Genomic DNA, 16,976 nt, shown 5'->3' with positions numbered 1-16,976 from the left:
GGGTGTAGCTCACTTGGGAGAGCGCTTGAATGGCATTCAAGAGGTAAGGGGTTCGATCCCCCTCATCTCCACCACAAAGCACCAATCGAAAGATTGGTGCTTTTTCTTTTGCAGCCGGCCGCCGGGTGTGCTATGATAAATTCAGAAGCGCTGTCTTGTCAGTGGGAAAGGAGCCGTGCAAAGAGGTGGAAAAACGTCTGAGGGAAAGGCTTCACCGCGCGGCGGTGCTCATCGTGGCCGCAGGGGTGCTGCTGCTTGCCGCGGAGGCGGGGGTGGCGGCGTTTTTGGCGCGCTCTGTGGTAGAAGTTACCAATGAGCAGATGCGCGCGGAGACCGATGAGTACAAAAACCGGCTGGAAAAGCAGATGAGTTCGGACTATCAGATATTGACCACCATGTCGAGCTTTCTCGAGTTCAGCAACGTGGATGAGGCCGAAAACTTTGACGAGATCCTGAACGAGGCCAACCTTCGGAACGATTTTGTGTCCATGGCCTATTTCCCGCTGAACGGGCCGGGCGTTCTGGCTGTTTTGGGCCAGCCGGTGCGCGGCGGAGTGGAGCTGACGGAACTGCAGCCGGAGGTGCAGGAAGTCGTGGCCCAGGCCTGGCAAGGGGAGATGGCGCTGTCCGATTTGGTGCAAAGCGAACTGACGCAGGAAAAGGTCTTCATTTACGCCATTCCGGTGAGCCGGAACGGCGTCACGATGGGCGCGTTGATCGCCAGCGACCAGGTGGAGATATTCTCGGACATTCTAAGCGGCAACACCGTGCTTTCAGGCAACGGCCATATCCACTTGCTCAACTCCCGGGGCGAGCTGCTGATCCATTCCCAGAACTCCGTCGTGGAGGAATCGGCCGCTTCCATCTATGAAGAGCCTTATTTTAATGGGGGGCAGAAGGCGGAAGACATCCGCACAGCCATGGCCGCCGGCGAGAGCGTCTATTCCTCTTTCCGTTATGAAGGCCGCAGCTATCAGGTGCTTTTGGAACCGGTGGGCATCAAGGATTGGTATATGCTCTGTGTCAGCCGGGTGCAGGAAGCAGGCGAGCTTTACCGGATCGTAACGGTCATTACGGCCACCTTCGCGGTGCTGCTGCTGATGATGGTCACACTGCTGGTGTATGGCTATCGCCTGACACGCCGGAACGACCGGGAACTTCGCGAGCTGGCCTTCCACGACGCCCTCACCGGCGGTGACAATCTGCGCGGCTTCACGTTGAAGCTGCAAGAAGCGCTGAGTCAGCGGCGCGATGTGAATTTGGCGGCGCTGGATGTCCGTCAGTTCAAGTTCATCAACGAGATATTTGGCCGCGAGCGGGCCGACAAGCTTCTCTGCCACATCCACCGGCAGCTGCAGGCCCGGTTGGAGGAGGGGGAATTCTGCTGCCGCGACAGCGCCGACCTGTTCTATGCCGTGCTGCTGAACGCCGACCCGGCGCAGGCCGCCGCCCGGCTGCGGAATATCATGGATGAGGCTTGCGCCGCCGCCCTGCATGACGCGAACAGCGACTACCATATCCTGCTTTATGCCGGAATGGTGGCGGCGCCGCAGTGCGCCGCGTCCGGGAAAGTGGACGATGTGCTCACCCATGCGATGTTCGCGCTGGAACGGGCCAAGGGTGCGAGCAGCAACACGGTGTGGACCTACGACACGGAACTGCATAAAAAAGAAGAAGTGGCAAACTATGTGGAAAGCCACATGCATCAGGCGCTGCAAAGCGGTGAGTTCCGCATGTACCTGCAGCCCAAGATAGATTTGACCAGCGGCAGGCTGGGCGGCGCCGAGGCGCTGGTGCGCTGGACCACCGGGACCGGCAGGATACTCTATCCCGACCAGTTCATCCCGCTGTTTGAACAGAACGGATTCAGCGTCTCGCTGGACCTGTATATGGTGGAGTGCGCCTGTAAGCAGCTGCGCGCCTGGCTGGACCAGGGCATCCAGCCGCCGCCCTTGTCGGTGAACCAGTCAAAGCTGCTGTTTTTTGAGGCGGACTATATCCAGAAGCTGGAACGCCTGACCGAACGCTACCAGATCCCCGCCTCCTGGATCACACTGGAGATCCTGGAGGGCCTGGCGCTGGAAAACGCCGGGGAACTGAACGCCCGCATCAGCCAGCTGCAAGGCATCGGGTTCCGCATCTCCATGGATGATTTCGGCAGCGGATACTCGTCGCTGAACACTCTGAGCAGCCTGCAGATCGACGAACTCAAGCTGGACCGGGGCTTCCTTAAGGAGGCGGCGGACAAAAACGACCCACGCTCCAGGGTCATCATGGAGCAGGTGGTGCAGATGGCCAAACAATTGGGGATATCGGTGGTGGTGGAAGGCGTGGAGACCCAGGAGAACGAAGCCCTTATCCGGTCGCTGGACTGCGATTTCGGCCAGGGTTACTACTACAGCCGCCCCATCACGGTGGAAGAATTTACCGCCCGCTATTGGGGCGTGCCGGAAGACGCCCCGCAGGAGGCTGCACCATGAGCCGCCGCGCCCGGCAGCAGACGCTTCGATGAAGGTTTGGTGACATCTTTGCTCTGCCACTTGCATAACGGCGGGAAAAAGGGTATTATAATAGTTACCACATGGGCCCGTAAAGGTTTCGACGGGGAGTGTGAAGTGCGAGCAGCGGGTAGTGGATGGGGGCCACACTATAAACGCCTCCAAAAAAATAGCTAACAACAACAAATTAGCTGTCGCTGCCTAATTAAGGCAGCTGTCCTGCCCACTCAAGCGTCGTGTGGGGCCAGGGCATCATTTAGACGCCGAACGTGAGCCGCCTCAAGCTTTGCGGGCGGCCATGACCTCATGAAGCTACCAATGCGGCGGCCTGTTTGCCGGCCTGCCGCTGCGGGAAAGTTGTAGACAAACTGCACCCGGAGATACTCTCGCGGACCGCTTTTCGGACACGGGTTCGATTCCCGTCGGGTCCACCACCAGAAAGTCCAGCCGTCAGGCTGGACTTTCTTTTTGTATCCCGAAAACCACTCGATAGGCGAGTGGTTCGAAAAAAGACTGCGGTTAATAATGAAGACAAAAACTCCCTTTGCTATAATGGGAGTGCGGTCTGCCAACTGCATAAACAAGCAGCGGACGTGGCGGCCATCCCCGCCCGCACCACATCGAGGGACATTGAGCCGCTGATGCGCATGCCCAAGGCGGTGTTCAAGCGCGGGCGGGCGAAGACCGCCTGCGCGATGAACAGGTGGGACCGCTTCAAGGCGCCCCGCGGCTTCATAGAGCTGTGTTCCATATAGACAAATCGAAACATAAGGTATATAATTGTACAAATGCGTAAATGATTAAAGGAGGTCGAGCTGTGGCGAACATGTTCGGGAAGTATGCTGCCGGCCGCGAGGCCGAGCAGAAAAAGATTGAGCAGACGGTTTCTGAACCGGCGGCTGCGAAGCAGACAACGGTTTCGGCGGACGCTGCACCCGCCGAGGACGAGAAGCGCACCACGCTCTCGCTGTCGCTCACGGTGAGCGACAAGAAGGCGCTGAAGATGATGGCGGCGGAGCGCGAGACGACAATTGCCGCGATTATCCACGAGTGGGTCGCGGAGCACATGCAGGAGGTGGATAAGTAGTGGCAAAGAGTATGACGGAGGATGCCGTGCGCGATTTGGCACGTGACATTCTTGGACTTGCAGATAGCGATACGGCGCGTGCGGGCGTTGGCCAGCTCACGACGTTCAACCAGCTCGGGTTCCCGGGTATTGCCGACAAGCCGGATGGATGGTATTTGCCCAACAACAAGGCGGAAGTTGCGCTTGTTCTGGAGACGAAGGCGACGCGCATCGCTTTGGGCAAGGCACAGGTTGACGAAGTGATGAAGAACGTCCGCATTATGCAGACGCAGTACGAGAAGGTCGTCGGCGTTTTGTACAACGGCGAGGACGTGCGCGTGTTCAAGGGCGAGGAAGAGGTCAAGACGCCCGACAAGTTGCAACATGTCGGCTATTACCTGTCGCTCTATACCGTTGATAGCATCGACAAGGAGCGCATCTACCAGCTGACAGCACGCATTAACAACTGCCTGCATTTTGAGTTCGGTATCAAGAATTTGTATCACCGCATGATTTTTACGGCGTGCGCGTTGGTTGCCGAGCGGTACGGCGCGGGGTTGAATCGCCTGAAGAATCTGGGCTATGCGACGTTCCACACCGCGATTCACTCGACGCTCTCCAAGTCGCTGGAAGACAGCCGCAAGCAGAACACGAAAATCGACATCCTGCTGGAGGAGTATTCCGACATCAAGATGAACACGACCGACAACCAGAAGGCAATCAACGACTTCATCGACTGGGTGGTCGAGATTTCCGAGTGCGTCAACTCCAACGAATGGCGCGGCGAGGACGTGATGGGCATCTTCTTCAACGAGTTCAACCGTTACAAAAAGAAGTCCGAGTCGGGGCAAATATTCACGCCCGAGCACATTACTGACTTCATGTACAAGATCCTTGAAGTGAACATGGATGACTGCATCTTGGACGCCACGTGCGGTTCCGGCGGTTTTCTGGTAAAGGCCATGGCGAACATGATTCGCGAGGCCGGCGGCATGGATACGAAGAAGGCTGGCGAGATTAAGTCCAAGCAGTTGTACGGCATCGAGTTTGACCGCGAGATTTACGCTCTGGCGTGCGCGAACATGCTCATCCACAAGGATGGCAAGACGAACCTGGAGCAGATGGACGCCCGCACGGATGTGGCTTGCGAGTGGATGCATTCCAAGCCCATTACGAAGGTGCTGATGAACCCGCCGTATGAGAACAAATACGGTTGCGTGACCATCGTCGAGAACGTGCTGAACAGCGTTCCTGCGCATACCCAGTGCGCGTTTATTCTGCCGGACAAAAAACTGGAGAAAGCATCAAAGACGCAGATGAAGCGGATTCTGAAGAACCATCGTTTGCGCAAGGTTATCAAGCTGCCGGAAGACCTGTTCTTCGGCGTGGGTGTGACTACGAGCATCTTCGTGTTCGAGTCCGGCGTTGGGCAGGACGGCAAGGAGTTCTTTGCGTGCTACATGGAGTCCGACGGTCTTGCGACAGTCAAGAACAAGGGACGCCACGATGTCTACGGCAAGTGGGCAGCTATCGAGGCGTACTGGGTCGATGTGGTCGAGAAGCAGTCCGGCGACGATACGTGCCAGTGGGTAAATCCTGCCGAGCATCTGTCCTATCAGATGCCGCAGAAGCCGTTCGAGATTTTCGAGGAGGACTTCCGCAAGACGGCGATGGATTATTTGATGTTCCAGCAGGGCATCGACGCGAAGGCGTTCGGCGAGAAGCTGCTGGACACGGCGATGTACTCGAGCCGCGTGAGTGCCGATGACGAGTCCGTGACCGTGACCATGCAGAAAGGCGGTGGCGGTGATGGCGAGGATTGATACGAGCGGGTGGAAGCCGTTTTGCTTTGGCGACCTGTTCGAGTTAAATGGAGTCAAGCAAGCGAAATCCCAGCAAATGATACCGACTGTAGAGCCGGACGGTGACATTCCATATGTTCCCTACGTTGTGCAGTCTCGTTACAGCAACATGGTAAGTCGGTTTGTGGATAGGCAGTGGCTTATCGAGCACGATGAACCACCAGTGCAGGGAAATACCCTCGTGCTAGGAGTGACCCTGAACGCGTGCTCTTATCAGCCGTATGAATTTGGAGCAAGTCAGGTGATTACTGCCAGGTCGCCGCACTTGACATTTCATAACGGTTTTTTTATGGCGGCCGTTGTCAAGAAGCATGTCGCCCAATTCGATTACAAGGAGAAGCCTGGCATTGAGAAATACCGGTCGATGGTCATTGATCTTCCCGCTGACGCGTCTGGCGAGCCTGATTGGGCGTACATGGATAAGTACATGTCGGGGGTCATGGCAGAATCCGAAGCAATTCTTGAGAGTCTGAGGCAAGCAGATGGCGAAAAGCAAGCATTGGATGTATCCGAGTGGCGAGAATTTATCATTGGCGAACTGTTTACAGTTGTCAAAGGAACACGCTTGACGAAAGCGCATATGACCCCCGGCAATACTCGTTTTATTGGTTCATCGGCCATGAATAACGGTTGCACCGCAATGGTTGGCAATACCGAGAATATGCACCCGGCTAATACGATTACCGTATGCTATAACGGCAGCGTTGGTGAAACGTTCTACCAAGACCAGCCCTTTCTTGCTTCCGATGATGTTAACGTGCTGTATCCGAGATTTGATATGACCAAAGAGATGGCGCTGTTTGTCGCTCCATTGATTAAGTCGGTTAGTGCCCGATACAACTATGTCGATAAGTGGAAGCAGGAAGATATGATTGCTGATACAATCAAACTTCCCGCCGACGCGTCCGGTGAGCCTGATTGGGCGTACATGGATGAGTACATGCGGACGGTAACGGAAAGCGCAAAGTCTGATTTGTCTGCTATGCAGGCTATCGGTTAAGTACAGATTAGTCCGCCGCTCCATCAGGGCGGCGGGCTTTATAATTAAATGCGTATTTGTGCAATTAACCAACCAAAGGAGAAAACAACGAATACTTATAAGCAGAAACTACGGGAGGGGGTAAGAGCTTGGCACACCAAAAGAAGTTCGAGCTGAACGACAACGACCTCGCCATCGCAAGCACGTACTTGTCGCGCCCCAGACGGTCGGTCTTCTACATGATGAGGACATGGGGTCGGATTTTCGTGACCTCCAACAGCATCTGCTGGAACGCCTACAACGCCCAGCACGGGCCCTATCCTATGGGACGCCTCCTCTGCTATACTGGGCACTGAAGGGCAAAAAAGCGGCCCCTCATCCGCAGACGCCGGCCTCTTTGCGGAAAAAGAAACAATATATTGACTTTTTTTCTTGCAGGAACTACTATATATAGTGTATCCTGCAAACAACGTTGGGAGGGACCAAAAATGAACGTACGCAAGCGCAGCGGCAAAGTCGTGCCCTTTGACGCTGAATTCATACGCCGCGCCGTCACGCTGGCGGCGGCCGCCGCCGGGGAGCATGAGCCCCAGCGGGTGGACGACGTCACCGCCGCGGTGGAAGGGAAGCTGGCCGCCGCCGGCCAGGACATCGTGGACATCGAGCGCATCCAGGACGCGGTGGAGGAGACCCTGTTTGAAAAGCAGCTCTACCGCACCGCCAAGACCTACATCCTCTACCGGGTGCAGAAGGAGAAGGAGCGCACCAGCGGCGAGTGGAAAGAGGGCATCCTGACCAGGGAATTCCTCAGCCCCTACAAGCACGCCCCGAACCCCATGGAGCAGCTGGGCGCCTTCGTCTACACCCGCACCTACTCCCGCTATCTGCCCCAGCAGGGCCGCCGGGAGTTCTGGTGGGAGACGGTGCGCCGCGCGGTGGAATACAATGCCTCGCTGGCCCCCACGCCCCGGGAAGAGGCGGAAAAGCTCTATGATAACATCTATCATCTGCGGCAGTTTTTGTCCGGCCGCACCCTGTGGGTGGGCGGCACGCCGGTGGCGGAAAAGTATCCCATGGCCAACTACAACTGCGCCTTCACCGTCATCAACGACTTTGCGGCCTACCACGATCTGTTCTATCTGCTGATGGTGGGCAGCGGCGTGGGGGTGCGGGTGCTCAGATCCGACGCGGACCAGCTGCCGCCGGTGCGCACCGACCTGAAAATCCTGCACAAGTCCTATGACCCGGTGCCGGCGGGCGAGCGGCTGGAATACACCAACCTCACCTTCCTGCGGGACACCGCCACCCTCGCCATCGGCGATTCCAAGGAAGGCTGGGCCCAGGCGCTGACCCGCTACTTCGAGCTCATCACCAACCGGGAGTACGAGGGCGTGACCACCCTGGTGGTGAACTATGATTCCATCCGCCCGAAGGGAGAGCGGCTCAAGACCTTCGGCGGCACCGCCAGCGGCTCCGGCTCCATGATGACCATGCTGGACAAAATACACAAGGTGGTCGCCGCCGCCGGCGCCCGCAGCGGCGCTGTGCGCACGCGGCTGCGGCCCATCGACCTTCTGGACATCGCCAACATCATCGGCGAGAACGTGGTTTCCGGCGGCGTGCGCCGCACCTCGGAGATCGGCCTGGTGGACGCGGACGACGAGACCTGCATCCAGGCCAAGTCCAACCTCTACCGCCAGGTGAACGGCCACTGGGAGATCGACAAGTCCATCGCCCACCGGCAGATGAGCAACAATTCCATCTTCTACCGCGAAAAACCCACCCGGGAAAAGCTGCACTGGCACATCCAGCAGATGCGCTATTCCGGCGAGCCGGGCTGGATCAACGAGGAGGCGGGCCTCAAGCGCCGCCCCAACTTCTGCGGCTGCAACCCCTGCGGCGAGATCTTGCTGGATTCCAACGGCCTTTGCAACCTGACCACCGTGAACGTGATGGCCTTTGTGGGCGAGGACGGCGCGCTGGACAAGGCCGGCCTGCTGGAGGCCCAGCGCCTCTCCGCCCGGGCGGGCTACCGCATGACCTGCCGCGAGCTGGAGATGTTCCGCTGGGACCGGGTGCAAAAGCGCGACCGGCTGCTGGGCTGCTCCCTCACCGGCTGGCAGGACATGGTCAACGTCACCGGCATGGACCGTGCCCAGCAAATCGAACTGCTGGACGCCCTGCGCGCCGAGGCCCGCAAAGCCGCGGACGAGATGGCGGCCCAGCTGGGCGGTGGCCGCCCGCTGCTGGTGACCACCCTGAAGCCGGAGGGCACCCTGTCCCTGCTGCCCACCGTGTCCAGCGGTGTGCACTACTCCCATTCGCCTTACTACATCCGCCGCGTGCGCATCACCGCCACCGACCCCTTGTGCCGCGTCTGCGAGGAGCTGGGCTACCCGGTGCTGCCGGAGGTGGGCCAGGACCCGGAAGACCCCACCACCAAGGTGCTGGAGTTCCCGGTGAAGGCCCCCGCGGGGCGGGTGAAGGGCGACGTGACCGCCATTGAGCAGCTGGAAAACTACAAGATGTTCATGGAACACTATGTGGACCACAACTGCTCCATCACCGTGCATGTGCGCGACAACGAGTGGGACGACGTGGAACAGTGGGTCTGGGATCACTGGGACGATGTGGTGGCCCTTTCCTTCCTGAGCTACGACGACAGCTTCTATGAACTGATGCCCTACGAGGAGATCGACAAAGCGGAATACGAACGCCGCAAGGCCGAGATGCGCCCCTTCAACCCTGCGCTGCTCTGCCGCTACGAGCACGAGGAGAGCGAACTGGACATCGGCGCCTCCGACTGCGTGAACGGCGTGTGCCCCATCCGCTGACCTATCTGCATCCCAAAAGCCGCCTGCCCCGCGAAAGAGGGGCAGGCGGCTCTCTTCTTTTATAAAAGTTCATCCCCCGGCGGGCAGCTCCAGGCAGAAGGCGGCCCCGCCCCCCGGCGCGTCCTCCACCCAGAGGCGGCCGCCGTGAAGGGCCGCCAGCTCGGCAGCCACCGCAAGGCCCAGCCCGTGGTGGCGGGGGTCCTCGCCGGCGGCCCCGCCCCGGTAAAAACGTTCAAAAATCCGTCTTTTGTCTCTGTCCTCCACGCCGGGGCCGTGGTCGGTCACCCAAAAGCGCACCCGCCCGCCCTTTTCCAAAAGACGCAGTTCTATCTCGCCGCCCTCCGGGGCAAAGCGCAGGGCGTTGTCCACCAGGATGGTCAGAAGCTGGCGCAGACGGTAGCCGTCGGCCTCCACCGGCGGCAGGGCCTTTTCGGGCAGGCGCACGGCCAGCCGCCGCTGCCGCTTTTTCGCCAGCGGCTCCATGCCTTCGGCAAAGTCCAGCAGAAAGGTGTCGGGCGCGATGCTCTCCCGGCGCAGCCGGGCGCGGGCGCTGGCCCCGGCGCTGAGCAGCAGCAGTTCGTCCACCAGCGCGCCCATCCGCCGGGCCTCGCCGTCGATGACCGCGAGGTATCGCTGTGTCTGATCCGGCTGGCGGGCGGCGGCCCCGGCATTGGCCCGTATCACCGCCAGCGGGGTGCGCAGTTCGTGGCCGGCGGCGCTCAAAAACTGCTGCTGCTGGTCCATGGCCCGGGCCACCGGGCGCACCGCCCGGCCCGCGATGAACCAGCCCGCCAGCCCAAGGCCGGTCCACCCGGCGGCGGCCACCAGCGCGAACAGGGCTGCCATCCGCAGGGCCCAGGCCCGCTCGGGGCCAAGGTCCTGCACCGCCACAAGACCCGTCCACCGGCTGCCGGCACCGCCGTCCAGCCGCACTTCGCCCCGCCAGCTGCTGCCCTGAGCCGAAAAAGTGAAGCTGGCGCTCTGGCTGCCCGCCAGGGGCGGCGCGTCGGCCAAAAGTCCCTGCTGCTCTTCGGCGGCCCGCTTTGCCGCCTCCAGCAGGGCGCGCTCCTCTTCGCCCAGGCGCAGGCTGTGGAGCAGGGGATCCCCGTTTTCGGTCAGCAGCACCTTCATGCCGTTCTGAGCCTCCAGCCGCGCCAGCCAGTCGCCGTCCAGCTGGCCGTAGCGGTCCCACTGGTATTGCAGCTGGGTCACCGCAGTCTCAAAGGCGGAACGGCGGCTGTCCGTGTACTGGCGGCAGGCCACGCCGAAGGCGAACAGCAGCGCCCCGGTGAGCACCGCCCCGGTGAGCAGCGCCGCCAGCAGGGTGATGCGCGCCCGCAGCCGTTTCAGCATGGGTCTGCCTCCAGGCGGTAGCCCGCGCCCCGCCGGGTGACCAGCTCCATCCGGCTGCCCACCAGCCGCAGGCGGCGGCGCACCAGATGAATGTAGTTGTCGATGTTGCCGCTTTCCACCTCGCTGTCCGGCCCCCAAACGTTCAGCAGAATGCGCTCCCGGGGCAGGGTGACGCCGGGGTTGCGGAGAAAAAGCTCCAGCAGGGCGCACTCCCGCCCCGAGAGGGTGTGGGCCCCCGCGGGCCCGGTGAGCAGCCGGTCCTGCACCCGCAGCTCCACATCACCCCGGCGCAGGGCGGCGCCGCCCTCCCACTCGGCGGGGCGGCGGCTCAGTGCCCGCACCCGGGCCAACAGCTCCTCGGCGGCAAAGGGCTTGGCCAGATAGTCGTCCGCTCCGGCATCCAGGCCTGCCACCCGGTCACCCACCGCGTCCAGGGCGGTGAGCATCAGCACCGGCGTGCGCACACCGGCGCGCCGTGCCTGGCGCAGCACGGTCAGTCCGTCCATTCCCGGCAGCATCCGGTCCAGCAGCGCCAGATCGCAGCCGCCGGAACAGAGGGCGTCCAGCCCGTCCGGGCCGTTTGCGCAGCATTCCACCGTATAGCCACTGGCGGCAAGGGTATCCCGAAGGGCTTCCCGCAGGTCTTTTTCGTCTTCAATCAGTAAAATTCTCACAAAGCCACCCGGCCTTTCCTCGAGAGTGATACAATTATACTACCACGCCGAAGCTCTAAACAATCTCTAAAAAACCTTAGAGGCGGCTTAGAGAGTTCCCTGCTACAATAGCGGCAAACACCAAAGGAGGAACTGGCATGAAAAAACTTTGCAGGATCGTTTCCGGGGCCCTTGCGGCCCTGTTTGCCGCCGCATTGCTGGCGGGCTGTTCGGATGGAGAAAATTCCGGCACATCCGATATACCCACCGCCGCGCCCACCGGCGGCTATGTGGAGGAGGACGTTTCCCCCGACCACAACTATAACGTGGGACTTTTCGTGGTGGATGGTGTTCTGAACGCCTTCACGGTGGAAAACCCCGCCACGCCCCTTTCCGAGCAGACGGCCCACTGGTACGTCATGGGGCCGGAGGGGGAATGGCAGGAGCAGGGCGGCAGCGGCTTTGAGCAGCTGGCCGCCCAGGTGGGGGATGGCATCGCTTATCCCACAGCCTACCTCACCCAGGAGGGCAAACTCTACTGGTCGGTGACCGTCATCACCGAGGACGCCGAAAAAACCTCCGAGACTACCCTTTTCGCTGTGGAGAACGGCACGACCCAAAAAGTGGACACCCTGCCCGCCGGCGAAGCGGCCCTGGCCTTTGACCCGAGCATCGTGGCGGTGGCCGTCTGCGGCGACACCCTGCTTACGACCAGCACCTCCATGGAGCTGGCCGCCTGCGACCTGACCGGCGCGCCGGTGCAGATGGAACTGGCTGAACTGGAGATGGGCAGCCGTTTCCTCTGCGGCAGTGCCAACGGCTATTACCTGCTGGACGACCAGAACAAGGTCTGGCACTACACCCTGGGGGGCACCACCGCCGAGCTGGCGCTGGACGGCGGCCGCTTCTCCATCTCCGACCCCGGCCTGTTCGTGCAGTCGGCGGTGGTGGGGCCGGAGGAGACCCTCTACTTCCAGATGAGCGACGGCAACATGGCCAGCGGCAACAGCCGCCTGCTGCGCTACCGCTGGGACTCGGAGCTGACCGTGTCTGCCGGTGGTGAGCTGACGGTGTTCAGCCTGTATCGGTCCGACACAGTGGAAGCGGCAGTGAATGCCTGGCAGAAGGCCACCGGCGGCACGGCTGCCTATACCTGGGCGTTGGAAGAAGGCTCGGAGGACGGCCACACCACCGTCACCGGCAGCCGCGAGGACGCGCTGACCCAGCTGAACACCCAGCTGCTGGCGGGCGCGGGGCCGGACGTGCTCATCCTGGACGATATGCCGGTGGACAGCTTCATCGAAAAGGGCCTGCTGATGGACCTTTCCGGCAAGGTGGACACCAGCGGAATGCTGGAAAACATGACCGGCGTGTGGCAGACGGAAGAGGGCCTGTTTGCCCTGCCCGCCCGGGCTTTCCCGCTGCTGGCGGGTGCGGACGAAGCCACCCTTTCCACCATCACGGACGCCGAGACTTTGGCGGGACTGCTTGCCGCCGAGCCGAACATCTATGACGACGGACGCAACGAGGCCATGCCGCTGCTGGCCTACTACAACACCGTGCAGCTGTTCGACACCTTCTATCCCCTCTACGCGGGGGATATCTGGCAGGGCGGGCAGCTGAATGAGGACGCCTGCCGCGCTTTTTATGAACTGCTGGGCAAGATCCGGGCGGGCGGCGGCGCCACCCTTCCCAACACCGCTCCCTTCGACCGGCCCGACGGCACCTATTACCACCCCCAGAACAGCACCCAGGGCAACTTTGCCAACTGCATCGGCCGTGCCTTCTGTTCGCCGGTCTATTCCCTGAACGGACTGGGCGGCGATTTCTACTATGCCTCCCGCGCCGGCGGGGTGGGCGCCGGTGAGGTGAAAGCCCTGGCCGCCGCCTCCGGCGTCACCAGCATCCAACCTGTCTGCGCGGCGGCGGTGAACGTCAGCGCCCAGAACCCCGAGGGCGCGGTGCAGTTCATCCAGACCCTCCTGAGCGAGGAAGTGCAGCGGCAGAACACCTACGACGGCGTGCCGGTGCTGAAAAGCGCCGTGTTCGGCCAATGGGAGGAGGGCTTTGCCCAGTACGGCACAACCACAAACACCGACATCGTGGCCGTGCTGGAAGGCATGGAGCCGAACGTGCCCTCCACCGTGCTGCGCAGCGCGGCGGGCGCGGGGGCCCAGCAGTATTTTGACGGGGCCGGCCTGGACGAGGCGGTGGAGACTGCCCGGCAGGAATCTGCCCTCTGGCTGGCGGAGCAGGGCTGACGAAATAAACATCCACCGGCCAAGCCGGTGGTTTTTCATATGCGGGCATAGCCCTATGTTCTTCGCCACGCGTAGAACGCGTAATACGGTCTGCCAGTTGCGTGAGATTGTTACTTGCTGCCCGTGAACGGGCCGACCTGACTCATCGTGAGTTGTTCGCCCATTTCATCCTGTTTCAGCTGGTTCTTTATGTACTCCGCAATTCGGCTCTCGTTCTTTCCCACCGTATCTACGTAGTACCCTTTGCACCAGAATTCCCGGTTTCGGTATTTGTACTTCAGTTCGCCGAATTGCTCATACAGCATTGTGCTGCTCTTCCCTTTCAGGTAGCCCATGAAACTCGACACTGAAATCTTTGGCGGTATCTCTACCAGCATATGAATGTGATCTGGGCACACTTCCGCCTCCACTATCTTTACGCCTTTCCATTCACACAGCTGCCGCAATATTTTTCCTATTGCCGCCCTCTTTTCTTTATAGAACATCTTCCGACGGTACTTTGGCGCAAAGACTATATGGTATTTGCAAATCCATTTCGTATGCGATAAACTGTTTATGTCGTTCAAGCTCATTTTGAATGACCTCCTTGTGGTTCTTTTGGGGCAGTTGGCAGACCGCTCCTTTATCCTACCACAAGGAGTTTTTTATTCCCCTTTTTCTGGGCAACTATTTAATTCTTACCGAACCACACGTCTAACGTGTGGTTTTGGGATACAAAAAGGCCCCGCCGGTGAAAACCCGGCGGGGCTATGCAAGCGGCGGTTCATCCCCCGGCGGGCAGTTCCAGGCAGAAGGCGGCCCCGCCGCCGGGGGCGTCCTCCACCCAGAGGCGGCCGCCGTGAAGGGCGGCGATCTGCCGGGCGATGGAAAGCCCCAGGCCGAAATGCTCCTTGCCGGCGCGGCTTTCCTCACCCCGGGCAAAACGGCGGAAGATGCGCTGGCGGTCCTTTTCCGGCACGCCGGGGCCGTGGTCCCGCACCGAAAAAAGCACCCCCGCGCCCCGGCGTTCGGCCCCCAGCTCGACGGCTGTGCCCGGCGGCGTGTATTCCATGGCGTTGTGCAAAAGGATGGTGAAAAGCTGCTCCAGCCGGGCCTTGTCCGCCCGGATGGGGGAGAAGGGCTCGTCTGGCAGGTCCAGCGCCAGCTCGTGGCCGCTCTGGCGCAGGGGGGCGCGCCAGGCCTCCCACACCTCCAGAAGAAAGGTGTCCGGCTCCAATTCTTCGGGGCAAAGGCGCAGGATGTGAGCGTCCTGCCCGGCCAAAAACAGCAGTTCTTCGGTGAGGCGCTGCAAGCGCGCCACCTCCGCGCCCGCGATGCCCAGCAGCTTGTCCCGGCGGTCAGGCTCTGAGGCGGCGGCCTGCAAACTGCTCTTGATAACGGCGAGCGGGGCGCGCAGCTCATGGCTTGCGGCGGCGACGAACTCGTTCTGCTGGCGCAGGGCGGCGGCGGTGGGCTTTAAGGCGATGTGGGCCAGCAGCGCGCCCGCCGCGGCCAGCAGCGCCGTGCCGCCCGCCCACAGAAGGGCGTATTTGGCCCCCACCTCCGCCAGCTGGGCGTTCAAGGGCGATGTACTGCGCAGCGCCAGCAGCAGCCGGGGGCTGTGGCGCAGGTTTGCCGGGGCAAGCGCCAGCGCGGCGCATCGCCAGACCTCGCCGTCCGCGGCTTTAAAATCGAACACGGCGCTCTGGCCCGCGCCCAATGCGGCGCAGCGGGCCAGCGCCTCATCGGTGAGCAGCGCCGCCGAGCCGTTTTTCTGGGTGTGCTCCAGCGGCACGCCGTTGTCTTCCAGATAGTAAAGGTACTCATACGCCTGCTCCTGTTCGGCCAGCCAGCCGTCCGCCAAAGCGGCAGACCCGGCAAGGCGGGCCGCCACCGCGGCGGCAGCGTCCAGAAGGCTCTCGTCGCAGGCCCGGCGCAGGTCCCGGGCCTCCAAAAGCGCGCCCGCCACAAGGGCCGCGGCCAGCACCAGCGCCGACAGCAGGGCATACAGCCCCGTCAGCCGCAGCCGGAGGGACCGCATCATGGCGCGTCACCTCCCGCTTCCAGGCAGTAGCCCATGCCCCGCACGGTGCGGATGACCGCCCGGCTGCCCACGGTGGAGAGGCGGCGGCGCACAAAGTGGATGTAGCTGTCCAGGTTGCCCTCCTCCACAAAGTCCTCCGCGCCCCACACGGCGCAGAACAGCACCTCGCGGCTCACCAGCTGGCCCGCCCGGCGCAGAAGGGCCTCCAGCAGGGCGTTCTCGTTTCTGGAAAGGCGGGCCGTGCCCGCGGGCCCGGTCAGGGTCAGCGCCGCCGCGTCCAGGCTCACGTCGCAAAAGCGCAGAAGGGCGCTCTCCAGCGTGCGGGCCGGGCGGCGGCCCAGCGCCTGAAGCCGGGCGATGAGCTCCCGGTTGTCGAAGGGCTTCACAAGGTAGTCGTCCGCCCCGGCGCCCAGGCCCTCCACCCGGTCCTCCACCCGGCCCAGCGCCGTGAGCATCAGCACCGGCACGGCGCAGCCCTTCCTGCGGGCGGCGCGCACCAGTTCCAGCCCGGAAAGGGCGGGCAGCATCCGGTCCACCACCGCCGCGTCATAGGGGTTTTGCAAAAGCAGCGCAAGGCCGCTGGCCCCGTCGGCGGCTTCGTCGCATCCAAACCCCGCCTTTTCCAGCACGGGAACAAGCACCGCGCGCAGGGCCTCGTCGTCCTCGATCAGCAAAATGCGCATCCTCGCCCCTCCTTTGTTCGTTCTTTTATTATACACCCCTTTTCTTGAAGAAGTCTTGAAAGGGGCTCGTTTGCCTTCAAGGTTTTTTCAAGCCGGCGCCGCTATACTGAGGCTATACCCCGCATTCGGGTGGAAAGGAAGAAGAACAAGATGAAAAAACGCACCATTGCAAAACGCGCCGCGGCTTTTGCGCTGGCGGCGGCGATGGCCGCCGGCCTTTTCGGCTGCGGCAAAACGGCGGCCTCCGGCTCCGGCTCGTCCCCCTCCGGGGGCGGCGGCTCCGCCGCGGGCACCGGCCGCTGGCGGCAGGAGGAGGTCACCCCCGGCGAAAACGCCCGGGGCTATGAAAAGCCGGTGCTTTTGGAGGACGGCTCCCTTCGTTTGCTGGAAAAACGGGGCGACAACACCGCCACCCTCTGGACCAGCAGCGACAACGGCGCCACCTGGCAGGAGCAGCCCACCGACTGGATGCAGCAGACCGGGGCCGACTACCTGGGAACCACCCGCCTTCTGCCGGATGGCGGCTGTTTCATCACCGCCGTGGCCGTGGCCGGCAGCGGTTACGACCAGACCTGGTGGGTGCAGGACGCGGGCAGCAGCGCCCTGCGGCGGCTCGAACTGCCCGAAAGCATCCTGGACGTCTCCGACCTGCAGCCGCTGGGCGGCGGCGAGGCTTTGCTGCTGGGGCGCATCCTGGTCCCCGCCGCCGAGGACGCGCCCTCGGCGCTGGTGGATGAAAACGGCATGATGAGCGCGATGAGCGC

Annotated in this window: 11 protein-coding genes, 1 other RNA gene and 1 pseudogene; 8 read left to right on the top strand and 5 right to left on the bottom strand. The window is 61.9% G+C overall.

What is annotated here, in order from left to right; all coding sequences use genetic code 11:
* Window positions 1-185 precede the first annotated feature (185 nt).
* From ACH2AT_RS08700 to nrdJ, 6 genes are all read left to right on the top strand, one after another.
* Entirely contained in the window at window positions 186-2,480 is a 2,295-nt protein-coding gene (locus tag ACH2AT_RS08700; RefSeq protein WP_394965261.1) for an EAL domain-containing protein, read from the top strand.
* 103 nt (window positions 2,481-2,583) lie between these two features.
* Window positions 2,584-2,932, top strand: a transfer-messenger RNA (tmRNA) gene (ssrA, locus tag ACH2AT_RS08695).
* 392 nt (window positions 2,933-3,324) lie between these two features.
* A complete protein-coding gene (locus tag ACH2AT_RS08690) occupies window positions 3,325-3,585 on the top strand; it encodes a hypothetical protein (RefSeq protein WP_394965265.1) in 261 nt (86 codons plus the stop codon).
* Entirely contained in the window at window positions 3,585-5,387 is a 1,803-nt protein-coding gene (locus ACH2AT_RS08685; protein WP_394965259.1) for a class I SAM-dependent DNA methyltransferase, read from the top strand. The genes ACH2AT_RS08690 and ACH2AT_RS08685 overlap by 1 nt, the downstream gene beginning before the upstream one ends.
* Complete coding sequence (locus tag ACH2AT_RS08680) at window positions 5,374-6,426, top strand: restriction endonuclease subunit S (protein ID WP_394965258.1); 1,053 nt, start codon at window positions 5,374-5,376, stop codon at window positions 6,424-6,426. The genes ACH2AT_RS08685 and ACH2AT_RS08680 overlap by 14 nt, the downstream gene beginning before the upstream one ends.
* A gap of 467 nt (window positions 6,427-6,893) precedes the next feature.
* Window positions 6,894-9,239: a ribonucleoside-triphosphate reductase, adenosylcobalamin-dependent gene (gene nrdJ, locus ACH2AT_RS08675; RefSeq protein ID WP_394965256.1), complete on the top strand. Its 2,346-nt coding sequence runs from the start codon at window positions 6,894-6,896 to the stop codon at window positions 9,237-9,239.
* A 69-nt stretch (window positions 9,240-9,308) separates the two neighbouring features.
* Here the strand turns inward: nrdJ and ACH2AT_RS08670 are convergent, their stop codons facing one another.
* Together ACH2AT_RS08670 and ACH2AT_RS08665 are read right to left on the bottom strand one after the other, a co-directional pair.
* On the bottom strand, window positions 9,309-10,592 hold the full coding sequence (locus ACH2AT_RS08670) for a sensor histidine kinase (RefSeq protein ID WP_394965254.1): 1,284 nt from the start codon (window positions 10,590-10,592) through the stop codon (window positions 9,309-9,311).
* A complete protein-coding gene (locus ACH2AT_RS08665) occupies window positions 10,586-11,266 on the bottom strand; it encodes a response regulator transcription factor (RefSeq protein ID WP_394965252.1) in 681 nt (226 codons plus the stop codon). Before ACH2AT_RS08665 ends, ACH2AT_RS08670 begins: the two co-directional genes overlap by 7 nt.
* Window positions 11,267-11,403: 137 nt before the next feature.
* On the opposite strand from ACH2AT_RS08665, the gene ACH2AT_RS08660 reads away from it, so the two are divergent.
* Window positions 11,404-13,506, top strand: a complete 2,103-nt coding sequence (locus tag ACH2AT_RS08660) for a hypothetical protein (RefSeq protein ID WP_394965250.1) — start codon at window positions 11,404-11,406, stop codon at window positions 13,504-13,506.
* 110 nt (window positions 13,507-13,616) lie between these two features.
* On the opposite strand, the gene tnpA is transcribed toward ACH2AT_RS08660, so the two are convergent.
* From tnpA to ACH2AT_RS08645, 3 genes are all read right to left on the bottom strand, one after another.
* Window positions 13,617-14,072 (bottom strand): IS200/IS605 family transposase, encoded by a 456-nt coding sequence (gene tnpA / locus ACH2AT_RS08655; RefSeq protein WP_394965263.1) that lies wholly within the window; start codon window positions 14,070-14,072, stop codon window positions 13,617-13,619.
* Between the two features lie 197 nt (window positions 14,073-14,269).
* Window positions 14,270-15,529, bottom strand: a complete 1,260-nt coding sequence (locus ACH2AT_RS08650) for a sensor histidine kinase (RefSeq protein WP_394965249.1) — start codon at window positions 15,527-15,529, stop codon at window positions 14,270-14,272.
* Entirely contained in the window at window positions 15,526-16,212 is a 687-nt protein-coding gene (locus ACH2AT_RS08645; RefSeq protein ID WP_394965247.1) for a response regulator transcription factor, read from the bottom strand. The genes ACH2AT_RS08650 and ACH2AT_RS08645 overlap by 4 nt, the downstream gene beginning before the upstream one ends.
* A gap of 150 nt (window positions 16,213-16,362) precedes the next feature.
* Here ACH2AT_RS08645 and ACH2AT_RS08640 point away from each other — a divergent pair.
* Window positions 16,363-16,976 (top strand): annotated as a pseudogene (locus ACH2AT_RS08640) (hypothetical protein); the annotation flags it as partial.

The organism is Candidatus Allofournierella excrementigallinarum (assembly GCF_944388085.1).
Classification (GTDB): Bacteria; Bacillota; Clostridia; order Oscillospirales; family Ruminococcaceae; genus Allofournierella_A; species Allofournierella_A excrementigallinarum.
This window is presented reverse-complemented; position numbering and strand designations above follow the sequence as displayed.